General features: G+C 60.2%; 10 protein-coding genes. 5 read left to right on the top strand and 5 right to left on the bottom strand.

Features of this window, described 5'->3' with window-relative positions; genetic code table 11:
* Positions 1-30 precede the first annotated feature (30 nt).
* The 3 genes from ACAX43_RS25900 (at position 31) to ACAX43_RS25890 (ending at position 2,156) form a co-directional block, all read left to right on the top strand.
* Positions 31-660, top strand: a complete 630-nt coding sequence (locus tag ACAX43_RS25900) for a hypothetical protein (RefSeq protein ID WP_370711251.1) — start codon at positions 31-33, stop codon at positions 658-660.
* 84 nt (positions 661-744) lie between these two features.
* Entirely contained in the window at positions 745-1,377 is a 633-nt protein-coding gene (locus ACAX43_RS25895) for a cytochrome b/b6 domain-containing protein (RefSeq protein ID WP_370711250.1), read from the top strand.
* 38 nt (positions 1,378-1,415) lie between these two features.
* Positions 1,416-2,156, top strand: coding sequence for a molybdopterin-dependent oxidoreductase (locus ACAX43_RS25890; RefSeq protein WP_370711334.1), 741 nt, complete (start codon positions 1,416-1,418; stop codon positions 2,154-2,156).
* 21 nt (positions 2,157-2,177) lie between these two features.
* Here the strand turns inward: ACAX43_RS25890 and ACAX43_RS25885 are convergent, their stop codons facing one another.
* The gene (locus tag ACAX43_RS25885) at positions 2,178-3,146 is read right to left on the bottom strand and encodes an AraC family transcriptional regulator N-terminal domain-containing protein (RefSeq protein WP_370711249.1); all 969 of its coding nucleotides are present in this window, start codon (positions 3,144-3,146) and stop codon (positions 2,178-2,180) included.
* Between the two features lie 315 nt (positions 3,147-3,461).
* Between ACAX43_RS25885 and ACAX43_RS25880 the strand changes: the two genes are divergently transcribed.
* The gene (locus ACAX43_RS25880; protein ID WP_370711248.1) at positions 3,462-4,514 is read left to right on the top strand and encodes an NAD(P)-dependent alcohol dehydrogenase; all 1,053 of its coding nucleotides are present in this window, start codon (positions 3,462-3,464) and stop codon (positions 4,512-4,514) included.
* An 827-nt stretch (positions 4,515-5,341) separates the two neighbouring features.
* The gene (locus ACAX43_RS25875) at positions 5,342-6,313 is read left to right on the top strand and encodes a LysR family transcriptional regulator (RefSeq protein WP_370711247.1); all 972 of its coding nucleotides are present in this window, start codon (positions 5,342-5,344) and stop codon (positions 6,311-6,313) included.
* Positions 6,314-6,344: 31 nt separating this feature from the next.
* Here ACAX43_RS25875 and narI read toward each other — a convergent pair whose 3' ends face one another.
* From narI to ACAX43_RS25855, 4 genes are read right to left on the bottom strand one after another with little or no spacing between them, the layout of a single operon-like run.
* Positions 6,345-7,070: a respiratory nitrate reductase subunit gamma gene (gene narI, locus ACAX43_RS25870; protein ID WP_370711246.1), complete on the bottom strand. Its 726-nt coding sequence runs from the start codon at positions 7,068-7,070 to the stop codon at positions 6,345-6,347.
* Positions 7,067-7,786, bottom strand: a complete 720-nt coding sequence (narJ, locus tag ACAX43_RS25865) for a nitrate reductase molybdenum cofactor assembly chaperone (protein WP_370711245.1) — start codon at positions 7,784-7,786, stop codon at positions 7,067-7,069. Before narJ ends, narI begins: the two co-directional genes overlap by 4 nt.
* Positions 7,787-7,797: 11 nt before the next feature.
* Positions 7,798-9,321 carry a nitrate reductase subunit beta gene (gene narH, locus ACAX43_RS25860; RefSeq protein ID WP_370711244.1) on the bottom strand — a complete coding sequence of 508 codons (1,524 nt, stop codon included), beginning with the start codon at positions 9,319-9,321 and terminating at the stop codon, positions 7,798-7,800.
* Positions 9,318-13,100, bottom strand: a complete 3,783-nt coding sequence (locus ACAX43_RS25855; RefSeq protein WP_370711243.1) for a nitrate reductase subunit alpha — start codon at positions 13,098-13,100, stop codon at positions 9,318-9,320. Before ACAX43_RS25855 ends, narH begins: the two co-directional genes overlap by 4 nt.
* Positions 13,101-13,130 lie beyond the last annotated feature (30 nt).

Genomic DNA, 13,130 nt, shown 5'->3' with positions numbered 1-13,130 from the left:
CCCTATCCTTCACCCACCAAGAGCAGACTCATGAAGATTTCCGCCAATGCGATGCGCACCCTCGTCGCCCCCGCGCTCGTTGCTGCCTCATTGTTCGCCGCAGGACCCGCGGCGCAGGCCCAGACCGCCGCGCCCACCGGCGTACGCGGCACGGTTACCTCACTCTCGGGCGACCTGCTCAAGGTCCACACCCGCGATGGCAGAGACGTTGACGTAAAGCTTGCCAAGGACACGCCGATTCGCGGCGTGGCGATCGCCAACGTGAACGACATCAAGCCAGACAGCTATGTCGGCACCGCTGCGATCCCGCAGCCGGACGGCACGCTGAAGGCGCTCGAAGTGCACGTCTTCCCGGCCAGCATGCGCGGCTCCGGCGAAGGCAACCGCCCGTGGGATCTGGGCTCGAACAGCTCGATGACCAACGGCACGGTGGGCTCTCTCGTGGTCAGCAACGGCCGCACGATCACGGTCAAGTACAAGGAAGGTGAAAAGAAAATCGTGATTCCGCAAGACGTGCCTATCGTCAGCCTTCAACCGGGTGACCGCTCGTTGCTAGTGCCGGGTGCGAAGGTTGTGCTGTTCGCCCACAAGGAAGCCGACGGCTCCATGGCGGCGAACTTCATCTCGGCAGGCGAGCATGGTGTAACGCCGCCGATGTAATACGGCGTTTCTTCTGTCTTCCAAACAGCCGCGTGCCTCAATGACGCGGCTTTCAACTTCTTCCTCGTTTCATCACGCCCCGCCATGCCCGAACCGCAAGCGCGTTTTGTCGTCCACCCGTTCGTCATACGAATTACGCACTGGATCAATGCATTTGCGATGGTCTGCATGGTGATGAGCGGCTGGGCGATCTATAACGCGTCGCCCTTCTTTGCGTTCAGATTTCCGCTGTGGGCCACCCTCGGCGGCTGGCTCGGCGGCTCGATTGCATGGCATTTCGCAGCGATGTGGCTGCTGTGTGCAAACGGCCTGCTATATCTGGCGTATGGCATCGGCCGCGGGCATTTCCGTCGCAAGCTCTTGCCGGTCCATCCACGCGATGTCGTACGCGATGCCGCGTTAGCGATGCAGTTCAAGCTGCCGCACGATACCGGCAAATATAACGCAGTGCAGCGAGCGCTCTATCTCTTCGTATTGTTCCTTGGCGTGGTGCTGGTTGCATCAGGGCTCTCGATCTGGAAGCCGGTGCAATTCTCGTGGCTCACCGCGCTATTCGGCGGCTTCGATTTTGCACGCCGCGTGCATTTTGTCGCGATGTCGGGCGTGGTGGGTTTTGTCGCCGTGCATTTAGCATTGGTGCTGCTGGTGCCGCGTACATTGCCGCCGATGCTGACCGGCCGCGCAAGACACACCGCGCATGAAAGGAGCGAGGCATGAGCGAATTCAAACCCAAAGACGCCAGAGGGTCGCAAGATATGCATATCGTTCTTTCGGACCACCAACCGCAAATCGAACGCCTGCAGCGGCGCCTGTTCCTGCGCTCGTCGCTTTCGGTCGGCGCGCTGGCGATGCTCTCGGGCTGCAACCTGCAGGACGGCGATTCGGTCGACAAGGTGTTGTGGGCCATGTCGCGCTGGAACGATCGCGTGCAGGGGTGGCTGTTCGATCGCAACAAGCTTGCGCCGACCTATTCGGCGAGCGAGATCACCAACCCGTTCCCGTTCAATGCGTTCTATCCGGAGTTCGACGCACCGGATATCGACGGTTCGACCTATCGCCTGGAGGTGTCCGGTTTAGTATCGGACAAGCGCACGTGGAATCTCGATCAACTGCGCGCGTTGCCGCAGACTTCACAGATTACGCGGCACATCTGCATTGAAGGATGGAGCGCAATCGGGCAATGGCGAGGCGTGCCGTTTCGCACTTTCCTCGAACGCATCGGCGCCGATCTTAGCGCCCGCTATGTCGGCTTCAAATGTGCGGACCGTTATTACTCGAGCCTCGACATGGCGACGGCTTTGCATCCGCAAACCCAGCTGACGCTCGATTTCGGCACCGCGCCGCTGCCGGCCAAATACGGTTATCCGTTGAAGCTGCGCGTGCCGACCAAACTCGGCTTCAAGAATCCGAAACACATTGCGGCGATCTTCGTCACCAATACAAACCCGGGCGGCTACTGGGAAGACCAAGGCTACAACTGGTTCAGCGGCTTATAGCGCTTTCCGGCGAACGCTCGCTTACACAGCGGTCACATAGCGCGCGGCCGGCTTGACCACGCGCGGCGGCGGCGCATCGTACACGGTGCGCATGCGCTTGACCTCATCGACCGGGCTCAGGCCGAACAGACGCTTGAACTCGCGGCTGAATTGCGACGCGCTTTCGTAACCCACGCGCGCCGCCGCCGCGCCCGCGTTCAAACCATCCTGCACCATCAGCAAACGCGCGTGATGCAACCGCGTGGTCTTCACGTATTGCATCGGCGAGGTCGCCGTCACGGCCTTGAACTGCGCATGAAACACGGCAAGGCTCATACCTGCCTCAGCGGCGAGCGTATCGACATCGAGTTGCCCGTGATAGTCGGCGTGGATGCGTCTTAGCGCCTTGGCAATGCGGCCGAAATGATTCTGATGTGTGAGCGCCGCGCGAATCGCATCACCCTGCTCGCCGGTCAGCACCCGATAGCAGATTTCGCGGACCACGCCAGGCGCGAGAATACGCGCATCGAGCGGCGAAGCCAGCGCTTCCATCAGACGCTGCACCGCATTGCACAAGGCCGGGTCGAGTGGGGTCGAATAGATGCCGAGGGGTTCGTTCTGGGTGGCGCCCTGTGTTTCGTTCAGCGCCATCAGCAGCTCCGCCACCATGGTCAGGTCGACGCGCACCGAGATCGCGAGAAACGGCTTCTCCGGGCTCGCCTCGGTTTCGCATTCGAACGGCAGCGGCACCGACAGCACGAGGTATTGCTGCGCGTCGTACTGGAATACCTGATCGCCGAGAAAGCCGCGCTTGCGGCCTTGGCAGACGATCACAATGCTCGGTTCGTACATCACCGGCATGCGCGGCATCGGAGTATTTGCACGCATCAAGCTGACGCCTTCCAGGCTCGAGCGCGTAAAGCCCGGATTGGGCGCGAGCGCGTCGAACAATTCGACGACACGCAGGTGGTCGCGACCGACCGATACGGCTTCAGGGGAACGGGTTGACATGACGATATAGTGACGTGCAAGAGAATAATGCTTGAAATTTAGCACCAAACGACCTATCGCGCTCAACGCCAGGAGTTTTAGGCAAACCTTCAAGATATTCAGGTATTCCCTGACTGGGTCCCGGCTCCTACTATGGGAACCCTGCCGGATCATCTTTTCCCGCGCTGCGCTGGGCTTGGTTGACAATTCACTGCCTGGGTGAATTCGTCAGCCACTGCCGGCGCCGTGATCCCGGTCCATGGCAAGGTTCGGCCGCAGCAATACCCGTTGCCATGGTCGGCACCTTGTGACATCACCCTCTTGCTGGAGCTACCCATGAGCACGACTTATGCCTATGCAGCGACCGACGCCACCGCGCCGCTCGCCCCGTTCGAAATCCAGCGGCGTGAACTGCGCCCCCATGACGTGCAGATGGAGGTTCTGTTTTGCGGCGTGTGCCATTCCGATTTGCATCAGGCACGCAACGAATGGAAGAACACGGTTTTTCCGGTGGTGCCGGGTCATGAAATTGTCGGCCGCGTGACCGCGGTTGGCCCGGATGTCACGAAGTACAAGGCAGGCGATCTGGTGGGCGTGGGTTGCCTGGTCGATTCGTGCCGCACGTGTGCGAGTTGCGAGGAAGGTCTCGAGCAATACTGCGAAAACGGTTTTGTCGGCACGTACAACGGTGTGGACCGGGTTGACGGACAGAACACTTACGGCGGGTATTCGACGCAACTGGTGGTGGACGAGGAATTCACGCTGCGGGTGCCGGAGAATCTCGACCCGGCGGGTGTAGCGCCTTTGCTGTGCGCGGGCATCACGACGTATTCGCCGCTGCGCACGTGGGGTGCCGGTCCTGGCAAGAAGGTTGGGATTGTCGGCCTCGGCGGCCTGGGTCACATGGGTGTGAAACTGGCCCGTGCGATGGGCGCGCATGTCGTGTTGTTTACGACTTCGCCGTCGAAGATTGACGATGCCAAGCGGCTCGGTGCGCACGAGGTGGTCATTTCGAAGAATCAGGAAGAGATGGATGCCCATCTCAACAGCTTCGATTTCATTCTGAATACCGTTGCTGCGCAGCATGATCTGAATCCGTTTTTGAGTCTGCTTCGGCGGGATGGGACCATGACGCTGGTTGGTGCTCCGGAGCATGATCATCCGTCGCCGCAGGTGTTCAATCTGATCTTCAAGCGTCGCCGCCTGGCTGGGTCGTTGATTGGCGGGATTGCCGAGACGCAGGAGATGCTGGATTTTTGTGGCGAGCACGGGATTACTTCGGAGATTGAAGTTATTCCTATGCAGGGGATTAATGAGGCTTATGAACGGATGCTGAAGAGTGATGTTAAGTATCGGTTTGTGATTGATATGGATTCCTTGCGGAAGTGAGGGTTTTTTTTGCCCTGCGAGGCGCTGGGTGGGTGGCTCGCGGGGGGGGTTTTTTTGTTTGTTTGTGGTCTATTAGTGTTGCCCCTGTGCGGGGCGGCACTTACTTCTCTTTGCCGGCTGCAAAGAGAAGTAAGCAAGAGAAAGCAGCTCAAACCGCTAATGCTAAGCGGCTCCCCTGGCTTGGAGGAGCCAGTGGCCCCGTGGAATCCGGGCCCTCGTACTTTCAACGCGAAGTGACAAAGGTGTCATCAGCTCCCACTCCGCACTGCGTGCGTCGCGGACGGGTCTGCATGGGAAACCAGGGGCTTCGTTTAAAGACGGTGGAAGCCTTCGGCTTTGCCTCGGCGTGGCGCTTCCGCACTCAAGGGTCACCCCCCACCCGGAATGAAATGTGGGTGTGTCGCACCGCAGTGACAGTGGCGATATAACGGCGAGTCACGGTGTCGGAAAAACGCGAACGCAAAACGCAGCAGAAGGTTTTATGAAGGACGCTTCGGCGCGCGCAGCGCCGCCGGAAGTATGACGCCCTTGTCACTCACGCCGAATGTGCGAGAACACGGATTCCACGGAGCCACTACCATTCGCTGACTGCGGGAGCCGCTTAGCATTAGCGGTTTGAGCTGCTTTCTCTTGCTTACTTCTCTTTGCAGCCGGCAAAGAGAAGTAAGTGCCGCCCCGCACAGGGGCAACGCCAATAGACCACTAACAAAACAAGTAAAGCTCACACCCCAAGCAGACAGACAAAAAAAAGCGCCGAGCAGGCCAAAGAACAACACCACCGCCAAAGGCAAAAAAAACCACCCCATCACCGCCCAGGAGCATGAATCGTGATTGACAGAATAACTGCAATGCGGACATTCATCCGAATCGTGGACACAAACAGCTTCACCCGCGCAGCGGAGTCACTCAACATCCCTCGCGCGACCGCGACAACGATCGTCCAGAACCTGGAAGCACTACTAGGCACTGCCCTCTTAGCCCGCACGACGCGGCGCCTGAGCGTCACCCCGGAAGGCGCAGCCTACTACGAGCGCTGCGCGCAAATACTCGCCGACATTGACGAAATGGAAGCCAGCCTCCGTCACGCAACGGACAACCTGACCGGCCGCCTACGCATTGAAATGCCCGGCGCGGTAGCAAGCGCCATCGTCCTGCCGGCACTGGACAATTTCCACTCCCGCTACCCTAACCTCGATCTGGCCATCGGCATCAGCAATCGCACAGTGGACCTGATTTCGGAAGCAATCGACTGCAGTATCCAGCTAGGCGAATTGCCAGATTCGAACCTGATCGCGCGGCAGCTAGGCACCCTCGAGCACGTGACATGCGCAAGTCCGGCCTATCTGGCCCGCCAGGGCACGCCCAACGCCCTCGATGATCTGCGCGGACACGTCGCCGTCAACTGCATGTCGCCGCACAACGGCCGTGAAGTCGACTTCGACTTCGAAGTCGACGGCGAGGCGCAAAACATCAAGGTAAAAGGCTTTGTTAAAGTCAGCGACGAGCAGGCCTATCTGACCTGTGGATTGCAAGGCCTTGGCCTGATTCAACCGGCTCGGATCGCCGCGCAACCGTACCTCGATTCAGGACTGTTGCGCGAAGTACTGCCGCAATGGAAACCCGTGCCGATGCCGGTCTCGGTCGCGTACGTAAAGAATCGCCGCGTGTCGCCACGCGTGCGGGCTTTCGTCGACTGGCTCGCGGAGTTGTTCGAGCGGACCGAACACGTCGATCAGGACCTGTCGCGAGTCCGTCAGTTGTTGCGCGGCCTGCATCCCACCAGCGGCGAACGGGTTTAACCCGTCGGCCTGCCGTGGTTGGCGCCGATGCTCAGGAACGCCGCGCCGGCATATTCCGCCCAGCAGGCACATTCAAACGCCGATCTCGCACGATCTGCCACGGCCGCAGCAGATACACGAGCGAGGCAAAACCGCTCCAGATATGCACGAGGCGCGTGAACGGAAACACCAGAAACAGCGTCATGCCGAGGAACATGTGGGCCTTGAACACCCAGCTCGCTTCAGCGATCAACGCGGCGGCGCCCCCCTGGAATGTGACGATGCACTGTGCCCAGCCGGCGAGTTTCATCATCATGCTGCCGTCCAGATGTTGCGCCGACATTGGAATCGTGCCGAGACCCAACACCAGTTGCACCCACAACAAAACCAGCAGCACGATATCGCTGGTCTTCGAATGCGCGCGGATGCGCGGGTCGCCGAGCCGACGGATCAGCAGCATGGTCACGCCGATAAACGCAAGCGTGCCCGCCACTCCACCCGACACCATCGCCACCACCTGCTTCGCGCCGGCGCTGATGAACGATTCATAGACCACGTGCGGCGTCAGCATGCCGAAGAAGTGGCCGAACATCAGGAACAGCACGCCGACGTGGAACAGATTGCTGCCCCAACGCAGCGTGCCGGTGCGCAGCATCTGCGACGAATCGCTTTTCCACGTGTACTGATCGCGGTCGTAACGCAGCAAACTGCCGACCAGAAATACCACAAGACAAATGTACGGATAAATGCCGAATAAGAGCGTATCGAGGTAATTCATACAATGGCTTCCTTGGAACGGCATGGCGACGCGGCGTCACGCCGAACGAACTGGATGGGCTGCACGCGAGGCGCGGCATTCTGGCCGGCCGCGGAACAGCCGTCGAAGACAACCGGCTCGGCCCAGTACTCGTCGAGCGGGGCCTCGGCGGGTGCTTCCGGCACGGTCTCAGGCAGTTGCACCGGCTCCCCAGCGAGATCGAGCGCGGCGGCCACCACCGCCGCATAGAGGCTCTGCTGCCGCGCCAGCGCGGCGTGGATCGATTGCAACAGATGCGCCATTTCCGCGAGGAATTCACGCGCGACCTCGTAGGGCTGTGTCGACGCGAACTCCAGCACCACCGGCAGGTAGTCCGGCAACTCGCCGGGCGCGAGCAGCAGTCCTTCCTGTGCGTAGGTTTGCCGAAGATCGATCATTGCCGGGCCGCGGTCACGCGAGTCGCCATGCACGTGCTCGAACAGATGCAGCGACGTGCGGCGGCCACGGTCGAACGTGTCGACGTAGCGCGCTTCCGCGTCGAGCGGGTCGCCTTGCTGCAAGTCCGCGGTGAGCGCGAAGACAGCATCGCGATGCTCAGCCGACAGCATCGTGTCGCGTAACAAGGCAATTGCCAGCTCCGGGAGTGCCATCCGCAACGATGCATCCGGATAGCTCAACAACGCAGCAAGTACACGCGCTGTGGCGCAGTGGGGTTCATAAATTGGCTCGTTGATCATCACTGCACCTCTCACACCTTTGCCTTGATCGGAATCGTGCGTCTCTTCTTACCGCCGAACAGACTTGTTTCGCTCGCGCCATCCGAGCAACCATTGCCGAACGAAAAACCGCAACCGCCCTTCAGGTCGTACAGGTTCTCCGCGTATTCGCGGTGCGTGCTCGGCACCACGAAGCGATCTTCGTAACTGGCTAGCGCCATGACGCGGTACATGTCTTCCACTTCCCCCTGACTCAGGCCCACTTGCGCGAGTACCGACGCGTTTTCACGACCCTCCACGCGTTTCTCGCGCTGATAGGTGCGCATCGCCAGCATCCGTTCGAGTGCGCCGATTACTGGCGCTTCGTCGCCGGCCGTCAGCAGATTCGCCAGATATTTGACGGGGATACGCAACTGCGTGACATCCGGAATCTCGCCGTTCAGGCTCATATGCCCTTCGCTCGCCGCCGTGGTGATCGGCGAAAGCGGCGGCACGTACCAGACCATCGGCAGCGTGCGGTACTCCGGGTGCAACGGCAGCGCGACGCGCCATTCCATCGCCATCTTGTAGACGGGACTCTGTTTTGCAGCGTCAAGCCACGCTTGCGGCACGCCGTCGACACGCGCCTGCTCGATTACCTTCGGATCGTTCGGATCGAGGAATACGTCGAGCTGCGCCTGATAGAGATCGGTTTCACGTTCGACCGATGCCGCTTCCTCGATACGATCGGCGTCGTACAGCAGCACGCCGAGATAGCGAATCCGGCCCACGCAGGTTTCCGAACACACCGTCGGCTGTCCGCTCTCGATACGCGGATAGCAGAAGATGCACTTCTCCGCCTTGCCGGACTGCCAGTTGTAGTAAATCTTCTTGTACGGGCAGCCGGACACGCACATGCGCCAGCCACGGCACTTGTCCTGATCGATCAGCACGATGCCATCTTCCTCGCGCTTATAGATCGAACCCGACGGGCAGCTTGCGACACACGCCGGATTCAGGCAGTGCTCGCACAGCCGCGGCAAATACATCATGAACGTGTTTTCGAACTGGCCGTAGATGTCTTTCTGCACGTCGTCGAAATTCTTGTCTTTGCTGCGCTTTTCGAACTCGCCGCCAAGAATCTCTTCCCAGTTCGGGCCCCACTCGATCTTCTCCATCCGTTTGCCGGTCAACAGGCTGCGCGGCCGTGCGACTGGCGGCGCCTTGCTTTCGGGCGCGGCTTGCAGATGATCGTAGTCGAACGTGAACGGCTCGTAGTAGTCGTCGATCTGCGGCAGATTCGGGTTCGCGAAGATACGCGAAAGTACCTTCATCCTGCTGCCCTGGCGCGGTTCGATCGAGCCATCCGCGTTGCGCTTCCAGCCGCCGTTCCATTTTTCCTGGTTCTCCCATTGCTTCGGATAACCGATGCCGGGTTTCGTCTCGACGTTGTTGAACCACGCGTATTCGACGCCTTCGCGATTGGTCCAGACATTCTTGCACGTCACCGAACACGTATGACAGCCGATGCACTTGTCGAGATTGAGCACCATGCCGATTTGCGCGCGAATTTTCATTGCCGACCTCCGTTTGCCGCGCCGACCGGTTCGTCGTCGAGCCAGTCCACTTTCGCCATCTTGCGCACGAGGACGAATTCGTCGCGGTTGGTGCCGATGGTTCCGTAGTAGTTAAAACCGTAGCTAAGCTGCGCGTAGCCGCCGATCATATGCGTGGGTTTGAGCACGATGCGCGTCACCGAGTTATGGATGCCGCCGCGCGTGCCGGTGATTTCCGAGCCCGGCACGTTCACGATCTTTTCCTGTGCGTGATACATCATCACCATGCCTGGATTGACCCGCTGGCTAACCACCGCACGTGCCGCAATCGCACCGTTGATGTTGAAGAGTTCGACCCAGTCGTTGTCTTCAATACCCGCTTCTTTCGCATCGTCTTCGCTCAGCCAGATCACCGGACCGCCGCGATTGAGCGTGAGCATGATCAGGTTGTCGGTGTACGTGCTGTGAATGCCCCACTTCTGGTGCGGCGTAATAAAGTTCAGCGCAATTTCCTTGTGGCCGTTCGGCTTGCGATCATGCATGGGCGAAGCCGCCTTCAGATCGACCGGCGGACGATAGCTGACGAAGCCTTCACCGAAATCGCGCATCCAGGGATGGTCTTGATAAAACTGCTGGCGGCCCGTCAGCGTGCGCCATGGAATCAGTTCATGCACGTTGGTATAGCCTGCGTTGTACGACACTTTTTCGCTTTCCAGACCGCTCCACGTAGGCGACGAAATGATCTTGCGCGGCTGCGCCTGGACATCGCGATAACGGATCTTCTCGTCCTCGCGATGCATCGCCAGATGGGTGTGCTCGCGGCCGGTGATTTTCGACAAAGCGTCCCACGCCTTCACCGCGACATGGCCGTTTGTTTCAGGCGCGAGCATCAGCAGTACTTCGCACGCGTCGATATCGCTTTCAATCTTCACCATGCCTTGCGTCGCGCCAGCGTCGCGCACCGTGCCGTTCAGTTCGGCCAGTTGCCCGACTTCGGTTTGCGTGTTCCAGGCGATGCCCTTGCCGCCGTTGCCAACCTTATCCATCAGCGGTCCCAATGCGGTAAAGCGCCGGTACACGTTCGGATAGTCGCGCTCGACCACGTTGACTTGGGGTGCGGTCTTGCCGGGAATCAGCTCGCATTCGCCGCGCTTCCAGTCGCGCACGTCGTAGGGTTGCGCCAGTTCGGCGGCCGTGTCGTGCATCATCGGCGTCAGCACGACTTCTTTCTCGACACCAAGATGGCCGACACAGACCTCGCTGAATTTTTGCGCGAACCCCTTGTAGATGTCCCAATCGCTGCGCGCCTGCCATGCCGGATCGACCGCGCTCGAGAGCGGGTGGATGAACGGATGCATGTCGCTCGTGTTCAGGTCGTTTTTCTCGTACCAGGTCGCCGTCGGCAAGACGATGTCGGAGTACAGACACGTGGTGCTCATGCGGAAGTCAAGCGTCACCAGCAGATCGAGCTTGCCCTCGGGCGCCTTGTCATGCCACATGACTTCCTGCGGCTTGGCGTCGTCGTCGCCGAGGTCGCGGCCTTGTACGCCGTGGCTGGTGCCGAGCAAATGCTTGAGGAAGTACTCATGGCCTTTGCCCGATGAGCCGAGCAGGTTCGAGCGCCACACAAACATATTGCGCGGCCAGTTGTCGGGATGATCGGGATCCTCGCAACTCATCTTCAGCGAACCGTCTTTCAGCGTGCGCGCGACGTATTCCTTCGCGTCGAGGCCGGCAGTGTGGGCGTCAGCTGCGACCTTTAACGGGTTGGTCTGCAATTGCGGCGCGGACGGCAACCAGCCCATTCGTTCGGCACGCACGTTGTAATCGATCAGCGAACCGCCGTATTGCCGTTTATCCGCGAGCGGCGACAGAATTTCATCGACACCGAGCTTTTCGTAGCGCCACTGATCGGTGTGCGCATAGAAGAAACTGGTGGAATTCATCTGCCGCGGTGGACGAATCCAGTCGAGTGCAAATGCAAGCGCAGTCCAGCCGGTCTGCGGCCGCAGCTTTTCCTGACCCACGTAGTGCGCCCAGCCTCCGCCGCTTTGACCGATACAACCGCATAGCATCAGCATATTGATCACACCGCGGTAGTTCATGTCGGCGTGATACCAATGGTTCATCGCCGCACCGATGATCACCATTGACTTGCCGTGCGTCTTGTCGGCGTTCTCCGCGAACTCACGCGCGACGGTGATCACCTGGTCGCTCGAGACGCCCGTGATCTTCTCCTGCCAGGCGGGCGTGTACGGCACGTCGTCGTGATAGTCCACGGCGCCGCCGAAGCCGCGATCCACGCCGTAGTTCGCGGCCAGCAGATCGAACACGGTCGCAACGAGTGCCTCGCGTTCTTCGCCTTCCTTCCCCAACAAGATGCGTACAGCGGGCACTGAGCGTGCCAGAACGTCCCCCTGCTTGCTGGCGGTGAAATGCGGCGTGTCGATGCCGCCGAAATACGGGAAGCCGACCGTCACGATTTCATGCTGCTGCGCACCGTCTTCCAGCACCGAGAGCTTGAGCTTCACAGCGTCGCCGTGACGTGCTTCTTTCGCTTCGAGATTCCAGCGGCCTTCGTCGGCGCGGCCGTCCGGCCCCCAGCGAAAGCCGATCGAACCTTGCGGCAAAACGACTTTGCCTTGCTCGTCAAAGGCCACCGTTTTCCAGTCGGGGTTGTTATCCTGACCGAGTTTGCCGTTGAAGTCGTCGGCACGGATATAGCGGTCCGGCACCAGCACCTCGCGGCCATCCGGCAGCGTGTGCGGCTTTAGTTGCACGAGCAACGGCAGATCGGTGTAACGGCGTGCGTAGTCGTCGAAATAGGCGCTGCGCTTATTGACGTAGAACTCGCGCAGAATCACGTGACCCATCGCCATCGCGAGCGCCGCATCGGTGCCCTGACGCGGATGCATCCACAAATCGGCGAGTTTCGCGACTTCCGAATAGTCCGGCGTGACCGCAACGGTCTTGGTGCCGCGATAGCGCACCTCGGTGAAGAAGTGCGCGTCGGGCGTGCGCGTTTGCGGCACATTCGAGCCCCACGCGATGATGTAGCTCGAGTTGTACCAGTCCGCCGATTCCGGCACGTCGGTTTGCTCGCCCCACACTTGCGGGCTTGACGGCGGCAAGTCGCAGTACCAGTCATAAAAGCTCATACAGACGCCGCCTATCAGGCTCAGATAGCGGCTGCCCGCTGCGTAGCTGACCATCGACATCGCCGGAATCGGCGAGAAGCCGACAATGCGGTCCGGCCCATGTTTCCTGATCGTATAGACGTTGGCCGCCGCGACAATTTCGTTGACCTCGTTCCAGTCAGCCCGCACGAAGCCGCCCAAGCCGCGCTGGCTTTGATAGTCACGGCGCTGCGCGTCGTTCTCGACGATGCTGGCCCACGCACCGACCGGGCTCGCCGCGACCGCGCGTGCGGCCCGCCAATGCTTGAGCAGGCGCGCACGCACCAACGGATACTTGACGCGATTCGCGCTGTACAGATACCAGCTATAGCTCGCACCGCGCGCGCAACCGCGCGGTTCATGATTCGGCAGATCGGCGCGCGTGCGCGGGTAGTCGGTTTGCTGCGTTTCCCATGTGACGATGCCGCCCTTCACATGGATCTTCCACGAACACGAGCCCGTGCAGTTCACGCCGTGCGTCGACCGTACGATCTTGTCGTGCTGCCAGCGCGCGCGGTATGCGTCTTCCCACGTGCGATCTTCGCCCGTGGTCACGCCGTGACCTTTTGCAAAGCGCTCTCTCGGCTGTGCGAAGTATTTGAGTCGGTCCAGAAAGTGGCTCATGATTTAAATCCTTATCTATTGCTTTGCAAC

The organism is Paraburkholderia sp. IW21 (assembly GCF_041321145.1).
Lineage (GTDB): Bacteria > Pseudomonadota > Gammaproteobacteria > Burkholderiales > Burkholderiaceae > Paraburkholderia.
Note: the sequence above shows the minus strand (reverse complement) of the source record. Positions and strands in the feature narration are given on the sequence as shown.